The sequence below is a fragment of the Bacillus sp. SIMBA_074 genome, from assembly GCF_046534555.1.
Taxonomy (GTDB): Bacteria; Bacillota; Bacilli; order Bacillales; family Bacillaceae_G; genus Bacillus_A; species Bacillus_A mycoides.
This window is the reverse complement of sequence record NZ_JAWRYM010000051.1, coordinates 1-19196: the sequence shown is the minus strand read 5'-3', so window position 1 is coordinate 19196 and position 19196 is coordinate 1. Positions and strand designations below refer to the sequence as shown.

Below are 19196 nucleotides of genomic sequence, written 5' to 3'. Positions count from 1 at the left end.
GCCCGGTACAATACCGGACTCATTTGGATCAAGTTGCCTAATGAAATAACCGTGTCTAACTTTTAGGGGTCACTTCAGGTCACTTCAAATTGCTGTTCTTTTTTTATTACTATTTAAAATATAAAGTGAAGGCTAATAATCAGTGGGGGTTTTGTTCATCCCCCACTGATTATTAGCCTTCACCAATCGGGCGTTTACGGGCAGCAGGGCTCCCACCTAACTTCTTTGCTCCAGCCGAATTTTGAGGTAGGAGTTTTACTGCCGCAAATAGCGGGATAAAAAGTTTTTTACTTATTTTCCGAAAAACCATTGACAATGATAATGATAACCATTATCATTTATTATGAAGCCAACAATTGATGAATCAACCAAACGCTCAGTAACATTGTTACCCCTCTTTTTCATATAGAAAGGCACTGTACATTCCCCCTGTTTGTACAGTGCCTTTCTTGTTTATCATCATTCAAACAAATTTAATTGCTCAGGTTTCGGCTCACCATATGTAATGTTCATCATTTTCATAAGCTGTTTCGCATTATCCGCTGCATCTCCGCCCGAATTATTATTAAACAATACAAATATATCCTTCGTCTTCTTTTTCAATTGCTCTAATCGTTCTACCCATTCCGCCAATTCTTTACTATTATAACGATATAAACAGCGAACCGCTCTCCAATTTTCTCCTTTATCCAGCCAACCATGAACATTTCGGCCATGAAAACGTATTAACGCCATGTCCGAGTTTGTTGCCTCTAATATAAGCGGTACTGATCCTATTCCAGCCTGAGGCTCATCGCAAATTGTATGAATCCAGTTTTCTTTTTCTAAAAACTGTAACGTCTTATCTCTCATTTCTGGATAAAACCATGTTTGATTTCGAAACTCTAATGCACATGGTAAATCTTCCATTTTTTCTTTCGTGTATCGAAGTAAATCTACATTTTTCACTTTACAATCAAACCATGGTGGATATTGAAATAAAATCATTTTTAATTTATTTGCTTCTATTAAAGGAAGAATGGATTGTTTATACACATCAAACATCTCATCGAACGTAGAAAAAGGGATTTCCCCTTTCATATGTCCTGTCATTCCTTGATAGGCTTTTACTATAAAAGAAAAATCTTTCGGCGTCTCCATCGCCCATTTTGTATAATTCCGCGCAGGTTGTATCGCATAAAATGAACTATCTACTTCCACAATGGGAAAATGTTCACTATAAGTTCGCAATTTATTTCTATTTTCATAGGGATTTATATATAAAGAATCATGATCTCCCCACCCTGTCACTCCAATGAAAAGCAAATATATCCCTCCCTTTTTAACTTCACCTTCTATCCATTCTACTCACTTCCCGGACATTTCAGCTAATCAATTTCATTAAGTAGCCCCTTCTTTAAGAGTATCCGTATAAAAATATGATATACTAAATGGAAGAATTTTTAAATTGAGGGGTTATTTATTTATGCTTCCAAACGATGATATTGTATCTCATGAAAAACGAATAGAAGAACTAGAAAATAAAGTGCGGTTATATGAAGAGCTTGTGAATCAATTACCACATCATTTCACATACAAAAATCCACATATTGGTTTACAAATTAAGAAAACGAGAACGACTCATTCCATTCAAAACATACAAAAAGAGAATAAAAAGGCTGATTTTCAACTTACTTGCGATTCATTATTTTTATTTGAACAACTTGAAACATACTTTGTTCATATTTTTGATGCTTTTTCACATCATGTCACCTTTGTTGATAGTAAAGGAAATATAACTTTATGTAATCAAGCTGCAGCAGATGATTTTGGTGTAGTACGAAATGATATAATTGGAAAGCCAATTCAACAATTACTAAACTTGCCAGAAGAACAAATTAAAGCGATTGAAACATTAAGAACAGGAACAGAAATATATAATGAAGAAGTGTTAGACAAAAACTATGGTATTTTAAACAATCGAATTATTCGGGATTATAACGGAGAGATTTTTAGAGTTATTAGTGTCTTCCATTATTTAAACACAGAACGTGATGCAGAAAAATTTTCATTAGCAGGACGAATCGCAGCTGGGATTGCTCATGAAGTACGAAATCCCCTTACAACGGTACGTGGATACTTGCAATTTCTACAAGATAACGTTTCTCCATCCAATAAAGAATTGTTTAAAAGTCTACTCATTCCTGAACTAGATCGTGCAAATAGTATTATCACAAAATTTTTAGCCATTTCAAAAACGCGTGAATTTACTAGAGAACCTTTTCCCATCAATACGTTTTTACGCGAATATATTCAACAACTACTTGCTAGTGAAGTTTTTTTACACAATATTTCTATTGACTATGAATTTTCTACGGAATTAGATGGTGTACTTGTCAATATCGATCGTCATGAACTTGTGCAAGTTTTTTTAAATTTATTTCAAAATGCTATCGATGCTCGAGGCGAAAGACCTCTTTCCATTCAAATTTCTAGTTATCGCCTAGATAACTTTGTTCGGATTACTTTCACAGATAACGGAACTGGGGTTCCTCCAGCTATTCAAGAATATATCTTTGATCCATTCTTCTCAACAAAAGATTCAGGAACAGGACTGGGCTTGTCAGTAACGAAGAAAATTATTCAAAATCATAACGGTACATTAAAAATGTCTAGTAATCAAAACGGTACAACTTTCACTATTTCTATTCCAATTTTACCTAAAGCGAACTATGAACGAATTAATCATTAAAAAGGTTGGGCTGTTCCACGAACTGCACGCAAATTGTTAGATATAATCTAACAATTTGCGTGCAGTTTTTTTATTCTAACCTATTCTTTTTTAACTCATATAAATCTTTCTCTATCTCTTAATTGTTCTTTGTTTTCACAAGATAGGTAAACTTCTTATTTTTTTAGAAATAGTAGTTTGTCCCTCACGAATTCAGTTTATTATATAGTAACGACTATTTATTCTATAAAAGAAAGGAATGAACAAATGTCCAACAAAAATAAAGGGAAAGTGTTTTATGGTAATGATTGTTGCGAAGTAAGAGCTTGCAGTTATATTAACATCTCTAAGGCAGAACTAAAAGAGTATGCTAGACTTCTTCAAGCTCTTGGTCAAAGTATTCAAGCTGTATTTCAAAACCCTTCTCAAGATAACATCGATAAACTAATTTCTCTCCTCAATAATCTTCAAAAATTCCTCAGTTGCTTAGATTTATCACCTGCACAAGAAAAAATTGGTAGTTCTATTATTGCTAACTTATTAACTATCCTAAAGTCCTCACCTTTCTCATGCGGAGCATTGTACGTTGAACTACAAAGTTTGCTTAATTATTTATTGTATATTGCTAAGTTATTCAAAATCGATTGCTGTACTATCGATAAACTAGTTAAGCTCATTACAGAAATTCAAGCTATCCTAGTTCAATATGGATCAGGTTGCCTTGGTGGAGGAACAATAGGACCTACTGGACCTCAAGGACCGGCTGGCACTCGGGGTGCTACTGGACCTCAAGGACCTCAAGGTATTCAAGGGACTCAGGGACCTGCTGGTGCTCAAGGTGCTACTGGACTTCAAGGACCACAAGGTATTCAAGGACCTGCTGGTGCCCAAGGACCGGCTGGTGCTACTGGCGCTCAAGGTGCTCAAGGCGCTCAAGGTCCGGCTGGTGCTACTGGTGCTCAAGGTGCTCAAGGCGCTCAAGGTCCGGCTGGTGCTACTGGTGCTCAAGGTGCTCAAGGTGCTCAAGGTGCTCAAGGTCCGGCTGGTGCTCAAGGTGCTACTGGCGCTACTGGACCGTCCGGCACACCACTCCCTGTAACTATAGCAGCAATAGGAAATTCTAATCCACAAACTATATCACCTGGAACGAATATCCAATTTAATCAAGTTTTCGAACTAAATAATCTCATTTTTAATGACACTTCAGATACTTTAACTATTTTAGAAACAGGAGTATACGATATTAGTTTCTCAGCATCTACAACCTTCCCGGGTTCTTCACCATTTGGATTCGGTATTTCATTCAACGGTCAACCACCTACTCGTAATTTTTCAACTAACGTTATCGGTAGTGCGGTTTCTTTTTCCACAATTGTTACTTTAACAGCTGGTACAACAATCTCTGTACAACCTACAGTAAATACTATTTCCATCCCTAACACTGGTGACACAACAGCTACACTATCAGTCTTCCGAATTTACTAATTTTAGTTTTCATTTTATTTTTGAACGACCAAGAATGTTTGATTTATAGTAATTTATAGTAATTTGTATTATTTTGATTGTATGTTAAATCTTTCTTTTAATAAAAAGGAGCACTTATTTTGGAGGATAAGTGCTCCTTCTTTACGTTTCTTTACTTCAAATTTACTCTAGCTTAATCCTCTTTTTGTATGATGAATAGTGAAGACAAAGACATGAAAGAGGGATGACAATGCGAATTATATCACTGACACGTTTTTGGTTTGTTCTTATGGTATGCATAATTTTATGTATAGGGTTTCTTTTAACTCTAAACTATTCAAATGTTTCAAAAGCAGAAAGAAAAACAATTCCATACGAACTTCTGTATACAAAACAAAACAACATCCCGTATTCCTCTTCCACACAAAATGAAAAAAAAGTTATAAAAGGAATGCTTATTACAGAAGCTTCTAGTTATGAAAACCTACTTCAAATCGCTGAAACGATTAAAGATCAATATAAAAATAAAGACGTTGATGAAATAACACTCTCTATCCATAATGAAAATACTGGAAGTTTCGAAGAGGAATTGCCATATGAACCTATTAGTAAAGGAATAATAACCGTCACGTATGATTCTCAATCCTTCGGTAGGACCAATGTTACGCTAAATAAATAAACTGAAGCTTTAATCCGTGGCGCTTTTCCCATCCCCACGGATTATTAAGTTAAACCCATCAAATTTTTATAGGCAGCTCGATTCTCACCTAACTTCTTTTCTGTTGCCACATTTTGAACCGAGATAAAACCGCTCATTTCTCATAAAAAAGAGGCGAACTCGTTATTCGCCTCTTTTTTTACCAAAATGGAATCCACTCTTTCACTTTATCTATCCATTCATTTTGCTGTTCTTTTCTTTGTTGTTCCTCTTCTTTTCGTTTTTTCTCTTCTTCTTTCCTTCGTTTTTCTTCCTCAATCGTTTTTAATTGTTTTGTATAATCCGCCTCAGGTATTAGTGATAACTGAAATGCCTTTTGAGTTGGATTTCCATTCGCTTTCTTCATAATATCCCGGAACATTGTCGTTGTAATTTGGCTGCCTCCTGGCACATAATGCTCACTATCCGTTTTATCATACCCTACCCAAATCGCACCTACTAAATCCGGTGTGTATCCAACAAACCACGAATCCTTCGCACCAGTGCTTGGTCCATTTACAAGCTGGGTAGTCCCTGTCTTGCCTGCGGTATCGATATTATTAACTTTCGCTTTTTCACCTGTTCCCCTTTCAATAACACCTTTTAATAAGTATGTCATCTTTTGGGCAACTTTCTCGTTCGTCACACGAGTTTCTTTCTTATACCATTTACCAATTGTTTCCCCTTCAGCATTTTGGATTTCTCTAATGGCATGAGCTTCTACTTGGACACCATCATTTGCAAGTGCGCTATACGCTTGAGCCATTACAAATGGTGAAGTCCCTACATGCATACCTCCTAAAGCAATCGGATACGTATGGTCTTCAGGCTCTAATGGAATACCAAACCGCTCTAAAGATTTCAATCCTTTATCTAATCCAATTTTCTCTAATAACCAAACTGCTGAAACATTATATGACTTTGCCACCGCTTCATACATCGTCACATTACCATGGAACGTATGATCACTATTTTGTGGTGCATATTCTTTAATATTAAACGGTTCATCTTTTAAGACATCGTATACTTCATATCCTTGTTCTAACGCTGGTACATACACTGCAAGAGGCTTTAACGTTGAACCTGGCTGTCTTTTTAATTGTGTTGCATGATTAAACTGCAAAAATTGATAAGGACCTCTGCCTCCAACTAAAGCCGGAACACCGCCAGTTTTTGGATTCATAAGGACCACTCCAGTTTGCATAAGCTGATCTGAGCCACTATCTTTAAAATAACTATCATTATTCACAACATCTTCAACCGCTTGTTGTTTTTTCGAGTCAAGTTCCGTATAAATACGATAGCCACCTGCTAAAATTTCATTTTGTGTTAATTCATACTTGTCCATCGCTTCTCTAACAATATAATCTACGTATTGAGAATATTTCCCCTTATATTTATCGTCAACACCACGTCGTAATACAAGACCTGATTCTTTCTCCTGATTATATTGTTCTTCAGAAATATATCCTTGCTCCTTCATTAAACCTAATACGACATTACGTCTTTCAATTGATTTATTAAAGTTTTTATACGGCGAATACGCAGATGGCGCTTTAATTAATCCTGCAATCGTTGCAGCTTCTGAAATCGTTAAGTCTTTTACTTCTTTATCAAAATAAGATTTAGCTGCTCTTTTTATCCCCCAAGCACCTTCACCAAAATAAATTTGATTCATATACATTTCAACAATTTCATCTTTCGTATAAGTACGTTCTATTTTTTTCGTTAGAAAGTATTCCTTTATTTTACGCGAGAATGTACGGTCTTGCGTTAAAAATACATTTTTCGCAAGTTGTTGTGTAATTGTACTACCACCTGCCACAACTTCACCGGCTGTAATGTTCTTAAATACAGCACTTATAATTCCACTATAGTAAATACCATGATGACTAAAAAATTCCTTATCTTCTACTGCAACAATTGCTTGAACCATAATATCAGGAATATCTTTCCTTTTGACCCCTTCTGTTTTAGAAGAAGCTAATTTAGTCGCAACTTCATTATTTGCATCATAAATTAAAGTCGGTTGTGGAACAGCTTGTTTTAATTCAGATATATCTTGAATGGAAATTATTATATTTACAACAATAAATAGAGTAGCAAGTAAACTTCCCAATACAATTAATGAATTGCGTAGTTTCTTCCTCTTATTGAACCACTCAAGCGTTTTTTTTAAGTGAGTGTTCTTCAATTTCATTGGTTCACTTCCTTCATTTGTTTACACTCTTCTTTTTAAAAGGAAGAATATACCTCCTTTTAAATTTATTATAATAACGTAGTCGTTCCTATAGTGTAAAGCTTTTCTTTCACATTCATACTTTTTGCAAGAAAAGGACATTCTACAAGTAAGATATTCATTGTTGAGTATTAATATTATTAATACAACAATGAGAGTTATGTTAAGTTTTTGTAAACTTTTCGATAAAATGTTTTAAAAAACGACAGTTTTTTGTTAGAATTGATTAGCCAATATATTTTACATATATTACTTTTGTGGGGGTAACAATAATGGTCTTTAAATCAAAAAAAGATAAATTTTCTGAAATGCTTATGAACGTTTCCGAAAATTTAAAAGAAGGCGCGCAGTTTTTCGTGGAGTATAAAATTAAAAATGCTAGCGATTTAAAAGAGTTTTCTATGCGCATGAAAGAGTATGAGTCAAAAGGTGACTCATTCATTCACGAAATCATTATGGAGCTAAACAAAGCGTTTATTACTCCTATTGAACGTGAAGACATCCTACAACTTGCAATGAGTATGGATGATGTATTAGACGGATTAGATCACAGTGCTGGTCTATTCGAAATGTATTCTATTACAGAAGCTGATGAATACATGATTAAATTCGTTGAAGCAATTAATCAATGTGCGATTGAGATTGCAAATTCTGTTGAACTACTTTCTAAAAAGAAATTAGTCGATATTCGTACAAATGCGATCAAGATTAAGGATTACGAGTCACAATGTGATGATATTCGCCGTCATGCGATTAAGCACTTATTCTCTCGTGAGAAAGATCCGATTAAGATTATTCAATTTAAAGAGATTTACGAAGAGCTTGAAGAAGTAGCTGATAGCTGTCAAAGCGTTGCAAACGTATTAGAAACAATCATTATGAAGAACGCGTAAGGAGTTTGATCATGGATACACTCTTGATACTGACCGTTTTAGTAGTCATTTGCGCTTTAGCTTTTGACTTTATCAATGGATTTCACGATACAGCAAACGCTATCGCAACGGCTGTTTCAACGAAAGCTCTAAAGCCTAGACATGCAATTGTTATGGCAGCTATTATGAACTTTTTAGGTGCGATGACATTTACAGGTGTAGCAAAAACGATTACAAAAGATATTGTTGACCCGTTTGCTTTGCAAAATGGTTCTCTTGTAATTTTAGCTGCTTTGCTTGCGGCAATAGTCTGGAATTTGATCACTTGGTACTATGGCATTCCAAGTAGTTCTTCGCATGCAATCATTGGCGCAATCGCTGGTGCAGCAATTGCTGCTGCTGGTATTAGCGCATTAAACTATAAAGGGTTTATAAAAATTCTTGAAGCTTTAATCATTTCACCGATCATCGCTTTTGTTATTGGTTACATCGTATATAGTATTTTTAAAGTGGTATTTAAAAACTTTAACTTAACGAAAACGAACAAGAACTTCCGTATATTCCAGATTTTCACCGCTGCATTACAAGCTTATACGCACGGTACGAATGATGCACAAAAAGCAATGGGAATCATTACGATGGCTCTTATGGCCAATAACTATCATACTTCTGGCGATATCCCTTTCTGGGTACAATTATCTTGTGCAATCGCAATGGGTCTTGGTACTTCTGTCGGTGGTTGGAAAATTATTAAAACTGTCGGTGGACAAATTATGAAAATTCGTCCTGTAAATGGTGTAGCTGCCGATTTATCATCATCACTTGTTATTTTCGGCGCAACATTTATTCACTTACCGGTTAGTACGACGCACGTTATCTCTTCTTCTATTTTAGGAGTTGGTGCTTCACATCGCGTGAAAGGTGTAAAATGGGGAACTGCAAAACGCATGTTAATTACATGGGTTATTACACTTCCTATTTCAGCTTCTTTAGCTGCATTATTTTACTACTTATTACACTTAATCTTTTAATCAAAAGTCGTCTTCCTTATTTTTCTAGGAAGACGACTTTTTTGTGAACAAGCCTATTTCTTATTAAAAAGCGTGTATAATGATTGATGGATAAGTTATATAGAGGAGTTGGCAATTTTGGAATACATCATGTTACTTTTCATCGGATTAATCGCCGGGACAGTCGGGAGCCTAGTCGGACTTGGAGGCGGAATTATTATCGTTCCGTTATTAATTGGATTACACAGTTTATCACCACAACTCGCAGTAGGAACTTCTATGGTAACAGTCGTTTTTACAGGGCTGGCTTCTACCCTTACTTATATGAAACATAAACGGGTAGATTATAAAAGTGGACTTATTTTATTTATCGGGAGTGGCCCTGGTGGTATTATCGGATCATGGGCAAACAAATTTTTAAACCAAGATACATTTTCTTTATACTTTGGGATTTTTCTTATATTCGTCTCCATTCTTCTTATACTACGAGACAAATTGAAACCTCTTTCCCTATCAAATATGACTGTAATTAAGCGATCTTTTACAGATAACGAAGGAAATACTGTAGACTATCAATTCCCACCATTTCTCGCTATCTTTATTGCCTTTATAGTTGGATTTATATCCGGATTATTTGGAATCGGTGGTGGTGCCTTACTTGTGCCAGCGATGATGCTCCTTTTTGCGTTCCCAGCACACATTGCTGTAGCAACTTCAATGTTTATCGTATTTCTCTCAGCAATTGTAAGTTCTTTAACTCACATCTCTCTAGGAAATGTCAGCTGGGCTTATGCATTAATTCTTATTCCTGGTGCATGGATTGGCGGAAAAATCGGGGCTTATATTAACACAAAATTAAGCGGTAATGCAGTAATTAATTTATTACGTATCACATTAATTATTCTTGGAACTAGATTAATCATTACTTCATTTTTATAACGCGTTCTTTCTAGAATGCGTTTTTTCTTATACACATGAATATAAAAAGGCTCCTAGGAGAACAAATAAAACTAAACAAACACTTAATAGCATAAAATTTGAAATATGTAATTTCTTCAAGTAGATCACTCCTATAGCTATGACTGTTATCTTTATGATAGCGAAAAAACAGTTATCTTACAGTTACAAAGCGCTAACAATGCAAAATCATTTATTACAAATTTTATCCTTATATTTCATTTCTTTGTATAATCTATCGATTCAATAAAAAAAGATGTCATATTGACATCTTTTTAGTGAAGAAGTGACCATCCCATAAAGTCTTCATGTACCTGGCACGCCCTCTTATCGTTTCGATCATATAATTCAGCATAACTATCTGTTTCTTCATCATAAGCCATCGTATAAATAATTTGGCCGTCTATTTCAACGGATAAAACGACTCCACCTTTCATCTCTTCCACATGAATGATAGCATTCGCCGGAATTCTCATATCCGTCATCTTCATCGCATCTAACAATATACTAAACCCCCTACAGCGTATTCATTGCTAGTACTATTACACACTAAATAGTATACTACTGTAATAGCATACATTTCGTCAATGAAATTGCTGTTTAAAGAGCATATTGTCTTTATACATATACGCTAAAATATAAGAAATAGAAATGTTTTAATGGGGGGCTAACATTGATTCTACATAAGGGAGATGTATTATTCCGTCAAGGTGAGGACGGTCCATTATATTTTATAAAAACAGGTTTATTAAAAGTTATTCGGTTAGAAGAAGACGGAACACCATTTTTATTTAATATTATCGTTCCTGGTGAAACGATACCTCACCATTCTTTAATTTCACCGAAGGAATATCACGGTACAGCTATCGCTTTAATGAAAACAGAAGTGGAGCCTATAATTAGCAATGAATGGTACGACAAACTTCAGGCAAATCCTGCATCATATGAAAATATCGCTATACAATTACAATCGAAGTTAAGAATGATGCAACAGCGTATCGATCAATTGACAACTGTCTCTCCTAAAGAGCGCCTTCATCGTTTACAAGAGTGGTTCACCTTTTATTTAGGTGACATCCCTATTTATGAAATATTAACACAAACTGAAATTGGTCAGCTCATAGGTGTACGCCGCGAAACAGTAAATCGCTTACTTAGAGAACAAGCAAAAAACGAGGTAAAATAATACCTCGTTTTTCGCTTGGCAACGTTAACCTATTGTAAGCTTGCTGCGGGACCGAAAAATTCATAATGAATGCTCTCTTGTTTAACACCCAAATCAATTAATGCAGCATTTATATGTTTCATAAATGGTACTGGACCGCAGAAATAAAATTCTGCATCAGTCGTTGGAATAATAGTTTGTAACCATTCACGTTCAATGAATCCTTCTTGATCAAAATTCTTCATTTCCACATCTTGCTCTGTCGGTGAAGAATAGCAAGTATATGCTTTAACTTGTTCATACTCTTTTTCTACTGTCTCAACATGCTCTTTCATCGCATGTGTATTACTATTTATCGCCGCATGAACAAAGCATACATTACGCTTTGATTCTTGTTCAATTAACGTATTTAACATACTCATCATCGGTGTAATACCTACTCCACCACTAATTAGTACAGCAGGTAATGTTGACTCCATATTTAATACGAAATCTCCCGCTGGTGCACTTACTGGTAAGACATCCCCTTCCCCTACATGATCATGTAAGTAATTAGATACTTTACCATCTGGTGTATCTACACCTTTTTCTTTCTTTACACTAATACGATAATATTCTTTTCCTGGAGCATCAGACAAGCTATATTGACGATTATGTGTATATGTCTCACCTTTAATATTTATTTGAATCGTTACATATTGTCCTGGGATGAATGAAGAAACTTTCCCGCCATCTTCAGGTTTTAAATAAAATGATGTAATAACGTCGCTTTCCTTCACTTTTTTAACAATCACAAAGTTGCGGAAATCTTTCCATCCACCTTCTTTATGTGCAGCTTCTTCATACATACCCGCTTCAATGCTAATGAATGCATCAGCAATGACGCCATACGCTTCTCCCCATGCATTTAAAACTTCATCAGGTGCGCCTGCGACCTCTTTAATCGCTCGTAGTAAGCATGTACCTACTATTGGATAATGCTCTGCTTTAATACCTAAACTTCTATGCTTATGACCGATTTGTTTTACAACTGGAATAATAGCTTCTAAATTATCAATGTACATTGCAGCTGCATAAACAGCATTTGCTAATGCTTGTTGTTGTCTTCCTATTTTCTGGTTCGTATGGTTGAAAATATTCAATAACTCCGGATGTTCCGAAAATAAAATTTGATAAAATCTCGTTGTAATCTCAACGCCTTTTTCTTGTAATAACGGTACTGTTGACTTTACGATTTCAATTGTTTTTGCACTTAACATTGTATCCCACTCCTCTATTTCCTTAACTGTTTTTAGTTTAACTGAATTGCATAATTCATATTGTGATTTTAATCACTATTAACATGGTGTTTTTGTGAAAAATATATGAACAATGCACATATTAAGTAAATTTTTATTAGCCATCATCATCATTAATAGTGCTCAAAAAAAAGCTAACTAGAATTCTAGCTAGCCTACTACTTCGTTTGTATTGCTTGTTCAATTACTTGTATATTCTGCCCATCTCCAAACTCGGTATACCCCCATACATTCGTCTCACCTTTATATTTATTTACAAGTATATCCAAGTCATGATATACGCGATGAGCATAGATTACATACTCCATATTCTGAAGCTCCACACCTTTTTTTACAATTTCATAACTTCTATTCACATCGCGTTTTATTTTTTCATTTTTTATTTCTTTATGTATATTTTTTAAAGAGGCTTCTTGCTCTTGAAACCATTGTTTAAAATGTTTCCAATCCCCATCTGTATATTTCTCTGCCTTGCCATAATTCAAGAAATTATTATAACTTTCATGTGTCGTACGAACAAAATCGAGTGTCTTCTTCTTCTCTTGCACCTCTTCTATTTGTGCTACTGTATTTACTCCAGCAGACTTATTCGCATAATATAATAGTACTTTCATAAGACTATAGCTCGCTATTGCCATCACAGTAATAGTTACCAATACACTTAACAATTTCTTCATATACAGAACCCCTTTTCTACTATGAATATTACAATGTACTGTTACACTTGTAACATTCTCTCGTAGAAATGTAATTCCTGTTTAAATCCTCCTTTTCATTTCGACACTATTTTTCTACAAACTTCTCCTTGGTAAATGCTCTTGTAAAACAACATAACCTTCATAAGCTGTATAACCGAGTATAGCCATTAATCCGATATAACAAGCAAATACTGTCCATTTCGTTTTCGTATCGACTTTATAATAATTTTCTTGTTGTTCCTTTTCTGTTTCCCATTCATTTAATTTTCTTTCTGACATTTCAAATGCTTCTCTTATATGAATTGTATGCATTTCTTTTTCATCTTCATATGGGATATAATCAAGTGGCTCAAATTTTGGTAAAATGTACTCTAGCACTTCAATCTTTTGAAGTTCTCCTGTTTTTAATTCTTTTTCACGTTCTCTTTGTCTTAATACATTCATTTCATGGTGAATCATATAAATCGTTCGATGCACCGCACCAGTTTCTTTTAATTCCTCTTCAAGCCTAGCAGCATATTCTTTCATTCCATCGATTTTATATCCTAATTCCTTAATCGGCTCATCTCTCTTTATTACTCTATATAGTTCCATACAGCCGATAATAAAAATAAATCCTCCTAAAATACTTTTGAAGTAAATAGAATAGCCGAGTAGTAAAACTAGCCCTGCTCCCCAAATTTTCGTGCTTACAACTGAAATTATTCGTCCACCATCTAATGGAGAAACTGGAATTAAGTTAAAGAAATTAATCATACTTCCAAGTAAAATAATAAGCGCCCAAAACGGCTCTTTCGTGATTATATACAGTGGGATCGCGGGTAAAAATGAAAGCAACCCGAAAAGAGGTCCCATATATGCAATGTAAGCTTCATCTTTTGCATTTTTCGGCATCTCTTTCATCCCAATAAGAGCTCCCATAAATGGTATGAAGATTGCTGGCGATGTTGGTATCCCTTTCTTTCTCGCTGCCCATAAATGCCCCATCTCATGTACAAACAATAAATATACGAGTGCTACCCCAAACTTCCAACCATATATGACTGCGTATGCACCAAGCGATAAAAACATACTAAATACTGTTGAAAATTTTGCTAACTTAAAAATTGCAAATACCCATTTTAACTTAGATAGTAAAAATAACCCTATTGCAACGATAACTCCCCATAATCCTTTTTTATTATTTTTCATATTCCTCTCCTTTATCTCGCTTTATTGAGCCATATACACTCATCAAAACTTATTCTTTTTCTCTATTATGACATATTTTTTTCTATTGTTAGAAATAATGTTTATTCCATCCATTTTTAGCCAAAAATAAAAATAAAAGGAGGTAAATACAAATGAAATTACAATCTCTTATGATAGGCGCTCTATCGTTTTTAGCTTCAACTCTTATTTTTTATACCGTCAGCTACGTATTATTATTAGATTGGTTGCCAAATCACTTATTTATAGCCCTTATTATTCTTTCTGCTCTTATGATTTCCTTTCTAATCACACGAAAATCAATGAATGAGCCATCTGCAAAAGCAAAATAATAGAGGGGATCTTTCCCCTCTATTATCATTTCCATATAGACTTTATGATTCTTACTGCCCGCTATTTACGAGCAGTAAGAATCCCACCTCAAAATTTGGCTGGAGCAAAGAATTTAGGTAGGAGTCGTGCTAATAATCAGCGGGGGATGCCCCCACTGATTAAAATTTCACTTTATCTTTGTAAATTCATTTTTTCACCATACTCTTTAACAATTTGAATAATGTTTTGAAATGCTCCTACTTTTTCTTTCTTACTATTTAATATTTGTAAATCGTGATTATCATAATAGGTTTCTAGTGATTTTAATTGTGATTCTGAAGCATCTTTTATCGGAACAGTAACATTCAACTCATACTGTTTATACCCTTCCTTTACTTTTTCAGCTGAAATTATTTCACTCTCTTTTGCGCCAATTAATTTTTGGACCTTTTCTGGGAAAATTAATTGCAAATAATATTCTTGTTCCTTTGCTAACTTATTATATAGTGATTGTGAAATCGTATAACGTACTGTATAATTCATTTTTTGATCACCTGCTTTAATATGAAACGCAGTAATCTGCATGTCTTTTTTTGTTACTTCCGTTAAAGTACCTACCTGCATCTCATCTTCTTTTTGTTCTGGAATCTTTGGAAAGATAGCCAAAAGCTTTTCCGTATCTTTTTCGTTAAGCATATACATATCTTTTTTATATTGAATCCATCCTCGGCGATCTTCTCCTCTTAACCATGCATAATATGTTTCTTTTTTTCCATCACTACTAATTTGTATTTCATATTCCGGTTCACCAAAACTACCCGTTACTTCTTGTTTTTCCGCTTTGTTTATAATATCCACCACCAACTCCGCATCCATTTTCTTTAAATTTTTTTCTTCTTTACCTTTTTGCATAACAGTTACTTGTAATGGTTCTCTCATTTCATTCACTGTCTCCTCTACTTGTTTCGGTTCTTTCTTTTGCTCAGATTGACCACACGACGCGAGTAAAATAACACATAAAAACATTAAATATTTCCCTTTCAAATCGATTCTCCTTTTCCAATAAGAAATTCTTATAATCCTCATGCATAAAACAAAAACGTTACATTATATAGAATGAGCTATACTATAAACTGAAGGGAGGATTTTACAATGTCCATTAATTTTCATGATGCAAATAATAAGTATACGTATGCAAATCGTAACGCACATATTTCATGGCAGGAAACAATAAACAATATTGTAGATGTACAAAACAAACAAATAATTGATATAGGTTGTGGTGGAGGCATTTATACGAAAAAACTTGCTCTTATGGGAGCCAAAAATGTTGTTGGGCTTGATTTTTCAAAAGAAATATTACAAGCTGCAAAAGAAAATTGTAATGCCTTCCCAAACATTTCATTCATTCACGGTGATGCACATAATATCTCATTCCCTAATGAAACATTCGACCTTGTCATTTCTCGTGCAGTCATTCATCATTTGCATGATATTCCCACATTTATACGAGAGGCTTCTCGTATATTAAAAAAAGACGGTCTACTTATTTTACAAGACCGGACCATTGAAGATTGTATAATCCCAGGAAGTCCTGAACACCTTCGTGGATATTTTTTCTCGGTCTTTCCAAAACTCATTGAAACAGAAGCGCAAAGAAGACCAAAAACCACTACTATACAGCAATTATTACAAACATATCCTCTTCAAGCGCTCCCCATTCAAACACAATGGGAAGTACGAAAAGTACATGATTCTGTAGAGGCTTTGCTACAAGATTTATCTCCTCGAACAGGCCGATCCATTCTATATGAACTAACAGATAATGAAATTTCTCAACTTCTACATCATATCCAAACGGCATTACAAAACGTCTCTCCTATCATCGAAAGAGATCGTTGGACAATTTGGAGCGCGAAAAAATTGTAAGGAAGGAAGCCTCACAAAATAATGTGAGGCTTCCTTCTTTCATAATCTAATTTTGCAACACTCTTGATATCCTCCACTCCTGGCCTGTGCACTTCCACACTTCGGACATACTAAATATCTAGACTGATTTGTCAACAAACTACCTTTTTGAAAGAGTAAAACTTCTGCTTGTTTAAACGAACGCGAATAATATAACCACATAAAACCAATTATAGCAATAATGCCAAATAATACTCCCATCGCAAGCATTTCAGTCACCTCTTTTGGTTTGTTCTTTCCAGCAAGTGGATTGTTGTATTATTCTCTGCAAATTCAAACAATTCCTTCCTTACTCCTATAAATATCGATTTTCTCCATAAACTTTACAATTCTCTATAATGTTTTACAGCATTTTTACAAATAGTATTAACCCTTATATTCTCAGCTATATTTCTACAGGAAAGAGTATTTCCCAAAAAATATGTTGACTTTCTAAAAAAAACATGTAAAAATGTTGTCAGAATACTTGAATAAAAATTCATTGACGAGAACGAGTATGTTATAGAGCTGTTCCCCAGAGAGTTGGTATTTTGCTGAAAGCCAACGCTCAGTTCGTAACCGAAAATCATCTCCGAGAAGTAGAACCGAATGCTAAAGTAAGTTCTTACCGGTCGTCCCCCGTTACAAGGAACACGTATCATGTTGTACGTTGTAAAGCCGTATACATATAGATATATTTCTACATGTATAAATTAGGGTGGTATCGCGGGTAAATATAACTCGTCCCTTTCTTAAGGGACGAGTTTTTTGTGTTCTTACAATGAATTTACAAAAAAGGAGAAAAAAAACAATGAACACTGTATCAAAAAAACATGTTTTTTTCACAGGTCTTATGCTGTTTTCTTTATTTTTTGGAGCAGGAAATTTAATTTTCCCTCCAATGCTTGGACAAAATGCTGGTGAAAACTTTTGGCCAGCGATGATTGGTTTTTTACTAACAGGAGTCGGCTTACCACTACTTACTGTTATCGCTATTTCTCTATCAGGAAATGGAATGCAACAACTTGCGAGTCATGTTCACCCATTATTCGGAATATTCTTTACGGTAGTTGTATACATTGCAATCGGTCCATCTATGGGCATCCCACGTGTTGCTAATGTCGCTTATGAAATGGGAATTAGTTCTTTCTTACCAGAAACTATTCGCTCTAGCAGCCTAACGCTATTTTTATACACAGTCATCTTCTTTGCTATCGTATTTTGGCTTAGTTTAAATCCTTCTAAACTCGTCGATCGTATCGGAAGCGTATTAACACCTATTTTATTACTCTCTATTTTCTTATTATTCTTTAAGAGTGTATTTTCACCACTTGGGCAATCAGGACCAGCAATGCAAGAGTATCAAACTTCTCCAGTTTTCAAAGGTTTTATGGAAGGATACTTAACGATGGATACCATTTCAGCGCTTGCATTTGGAATTATCGTTGTAAATGCAATTCGCTCAAAAGGTGTGAATGACCGCAAATCAATTGCCATCGCAACAACAAAAGCAGGACTTATTGCCGCTACTGGTCTCGTACTTGTATATGGTGCACTTGGCTGGCTCGGTACAACTAGTGTCTCTCTCGGATACGCAACAAACGGCGGACAGCTACTTACCGTTATCGTACAACAATTACTCGGTCCATATGGTCTAATTCTATTATCTCTTATCGTTACACTCGCTTGCTTAACAACATGTATTGGACTTGTATCTGCATGCAGTCAATACTTCTCAACATTATTAACAAAATTTTCATACACAACGTTAGCAAGTGTCATTTGCACATTAGGATTATTAGTTGCCAACTTAGGTTTAACAAAAATTATCGCAATCTCTGTTCCTATTTTACTTGTTGTATATCCAATTGCGATTGTACTCGTATTACTATCATTACTTCATAAATATTTCGGTGGATATCGTTCTGTTTATGTAGGTGCGTTAATTGGTTCTGCAGTTGTGAGCGTATTTGATGGATTAAAACAAGGGAATATTCCTGTTTCATCTATCACATCTTATTTCGAGTTTATTCCATTATATAATGAAGGAATTGGCTGGTTAGTACCAGCATTAGTTGGGGCTATTATCGGTTTTGCTATCGCAAAATTAAGTGGCGCCAAAGCAGTACCATTAACGGATCATTCACCTGAATCGAAAGTATCATAAAAAAACTCCCATTTCGGGAGTTTTTTACATTTGATAAGAAGTATGATTAAAGCTACTTACTTTATAAGCTTTCGTATAGTAATCAATATTCGTATCCACTGTTTCTACTTTTACAACATCATAGCAATCTTCTTTCTTCACTAGAAATAAATAATATTCTTCTGTCGCCTCAATAATTGCAATACGATCTGTTTCAATATCATATTGTTCACAAAGTGCTTGCAACGCATCCACATAGTTACCTAATTTTTTCGTTTCATCCATTCCAAATATCGTTTGAACTAACATACACTCTCTCCCCTTTGTATGTACTGTTAACACCTTAATGATAACGCTTACATAAATAACCGTCAATAAAAAGCTTTGACCATATATGAAGTGCACCCCAATTGTTAGACACGGTCTAACAATTGGAGGTGCATTTTTTATGGCTAAATTTTCTTCAAAAGAA

At 34.8% G+C, this 19196-nt stretch carries 19 protein-coding genes and 1 other annotated feature; of the genes, 10 read left to right on the top strand and 9 right to left on the bottom strand.

Annotation, left to right across the window (positions count from 1 at the left end):
• Positions 1 to 459 precede the first annotated feature (459 nt).
• Positions 460 to 1305, bottom strand: a complete 846-nt coding sequence (locus SB773_RS29010; protein WP_410593641.1) for a DUF72 domain-containing protein — start codon at positions 1303 to 1305, stop codon at positions 460 to 462.
• 160 nt (positions 1306 to 1465) lie between these two features.
• Between SB773_RS29010 and SB773_RS29005 the strand changes: the two genes are divergently transcribed.
• From SB773_RS29005 to SB773_RS28995, 3 genes are all read left to right on the top strand, one after another.
• On the top strand, positions 1466 to 2731 hold the full coding sequence (locus SB773_RS29005) for an ATP-binding protein (RefSeq protein ID WP_002126365.1): 1266 nt from the start codon (positions 1466 to 1468) through the stop codon (positions 2729 to 2731).
• Positions 2732 to 2977: 246 nt separating this feature from the next.
• A complete protein-coding gene (locus SB773_RS29000; RefSeq protein WP_410593639.1) occupies positions 2978 to 4195 on the top strand; it encodes a Gly-Xaa-Xaa repeat protein in 1218 nt (405 codons plus the stop codon).
• A 229-nt stretch (positions 4196 to 4424) separates the two neighbouring features.
• Positions 4425 to 4853, top strand: a complete 429-nt coding sequence (locus SB773_RS28995; RefSeq protein WP_002166086.1) for a hypothetical protein — start codon at positions 4425 to 4427, stop codon at positions 4851 to 4853.
• A gap of 178 nt (positions 4854 to 5031) precedes the next feature.
• Here the strand turns inward: SB773_RS28995 and SB773_RS28990 are convergent, their stop codons facing one another.
• Entirely contained in the window at positions 5032 to 7071 is a 2040-nt protein-coding gene (locus SB773_RS28990; protein WP_002166087.1) for a transglycosylase domain-containing protein, read from the bottom strand.
• A 311-nt stretch (positions 7072 to 7382) separates the two neighbouring features.
• Here SB773_RS28990 and SB773_RS28985 point away from each other — a divergent pair, with 311 nt between their 5' ends.
• The 3 genes from SB773_RS28985 to SB773_RS28975 all read left to right on the top strand — a co-directional run bounded on the left by SB773_RS28985 (position 7383) and on the right by SB773_RS28975 (position 9931).
• The gene (locus SB773_RS28985; protein ID WP_000231445.1) at positions 7383 to 8003 is read left to right on the top strand and encodes a DUF47 domain-containing protein; all 621 of its coding nucleotides are present in this window, start codon (positions 7383 to 7385) and stop codon (positions 8001 to 8003) included.
• A gap of 11 nt (positions 8004 to 8014) precedes the next feature.
• Entirely contained in the window at positions 8015 to 9013 is a 999-nt protein-coding gene (locus SB773_RS28980) for an inorganic phosphate transporter (protein WP_002030715.1), read from the top strand.
• Positions 9014 to 9130: 117 nt separating this feature from the next.
• Positions 9131 to 9931, top strand: coding sequence for a sulfite exporter TauE/SafE family protein (locus SB773_RS28975; protein WP_002086690.1), 801 nt, complete (start codon positions 9131 to 9133; stop codon positions 9929 to 9931).
• 293 nt (positions 9932 to 10224) lie between these two features.
• Here the strand turns inward: SB773_RS28975 and SB773_RS28970 are convergent, their stop codons facing one another.
• Entirely contained in the window at positions 10225 to 10452 is a 228-nt protein-coding gene (locus SB773_RS28970) for a hypothetical protein (RefSeq protein ID WP_000883004.1), read from the bottom strand.
• A 170-nt stretch (positions 10453 to 10622) separates the two neighbouring features.
• Here SB773_RS28970 and SB773_RS28965 point away from each other — a divergent pair, with 170 nt between their 5' ends.
• Entirely contained in the window at positions 10623 to 11135 is a 513-nt protein-coding gene (locus tag SB773_RS28965; protein WP_002086692.1) for a Crp/Fnr family transcriptional regulator, read from the top strand.
• Positions 11136 to 11164: 29 nt separating this feature from the next.
• Here SB773_RS28965 and hmpA read toward each other — a convergent pair whose 3' ends face one another.
• From hmpA to SB773_RS28950, 3 genes are all read right to left on the bottom strand, one after another.
• The gene (hmpA, locus tag SB773_RS28960; protein WP_410593634.1) at positions 11165 to 12373 is read right to left on the bottom strand and encodes an NO-inducible flavohemoprotein; all 1209 of its coding nucleotides are present in this window, start codon (positions 12371 to 12373) and stop codon (positions 11165 to 11167) included.
• 197 nt (positions 12374 to 12570) lie between these two features.
• Positions 12571 to 13089, bottom strand: coding sequence for a hypothetical protein (locus tag SB773_RS28955; protein WP_061688841.1), 519 nt, complete (start codon positions 13087 to 13089; stop codon positions 12571 to 12573).
• A 114-nt stretch (positions 13090 to 13203) separates the two neighbouring features.
• Complete coding sequence (locus SB773_RS28950; protein ID WP_410593631.1) at positions 13204 to 14301, bottom strand: site-2 protease family protein; 1098 nt, start codon at positions 14299 to 14301, stop codon at positions 13204 to 13206.
• A gap of 152 nt (positions 14302 to 14453) precedes the next feature.
• On the opposite strand from SB773_RS28950, the gene SB773_RS28945 reads away from it, so the two are divergent.
• Positions 14454 to 14651 (top strand): hypothetical protein, encoded by a 198-nt coding sequence (locus SB773_RS28945; protein WP_000776287.1) that lies wholly within the window; start codon positions 14454 to 14456, stop codon positions 14649 to 14651.
• A gap of 172 nt (positions 14652 to 14823) precedes the next feature.
• On the opposite strand, the gene SB773_RS28940 is transcribed toward SB773_RS28945, so the two are convergent.
• On the bottom strand, positions 14824 to 15675 hold the full coding sequence (locus SB773_RS28940; protein ID WP_002011668.1) for a YhfM domain-containing protein: 852 nt from the start codon (positions 15673 to 15675) through the stop codon (positions 14824 to 14826).
• Between the two features lie 108 nt (positions 15676 to 15783).
• Here SB773_RS28940 and SB773_RS28935 point away from each other — a divergent pair, with 108 nt between their 5' ends.
• A complete protein-coding gene (locus SB773_RS28935; RefSeq protein WP_044437987.1) occupies positions 15784 to 16560 on the top strand; it encodes a class I SAM-dependent methyltransferase in 777 nt (258 codons plus the stop codon).
• A gap of 39 nt (positions 16561 to 16599) precedes the next feature.
• Here the strand turns inward: SB773_RS28935 and SB773_RS28930 are convergent, their stop codons facing one another.
• A complete protein-coding gene (locus SB773_RS28930) occupies positions 16600 to 16809 on the bottom strand; it encodes a hypothetical protein (RefSeq protein ID WP_000880630.1) in 210 nt (69 codons plus the stop codon).
• Between the two features lie 262 nt (positions 16810 to 17071).
• Positions 17072 to 17330, top strand: a binding site (T-box leader).
• Positions 17331 to 17389: 59 nt separating this feature from the next.
• On the opposite strand from SB773_RS28930, the gene brnQ3 reads away from it, so the two are divergent.
• Complete coding sequence (gene brnQ3, locus SB773_RS28925) at positions 17390 to 18745, top strand: branched-chain amino acid transport system II carrier protein BrnQ3 (RefSeq protein WP_044437985.1); 1356 nt, start codon at positions 17390 to 17392, stop codon at positions 18743 to 18745.
• A 24-nt stretch (positions 18746 to 18769) separates the two neighbouring features.
• Here brnQ3 and SB773_RS28920 read toward each other — a convergent pair whose 3' ends face one another.
• The gene (locus tag SB773_RS28920) at positions 18770 to 19066 is read right to left on the bottom strand and encodes a DUF3992 domain-containing protein (protein WP_410593643.1); all 297 of its coding nucleotides are present in this window, start codon (positions 19064 to 19066) and stop codon (positions 18770 to 18772) included.
• Between the last annotated feature and the right edge of the window lie 130 nt (positions 19067 to 19196).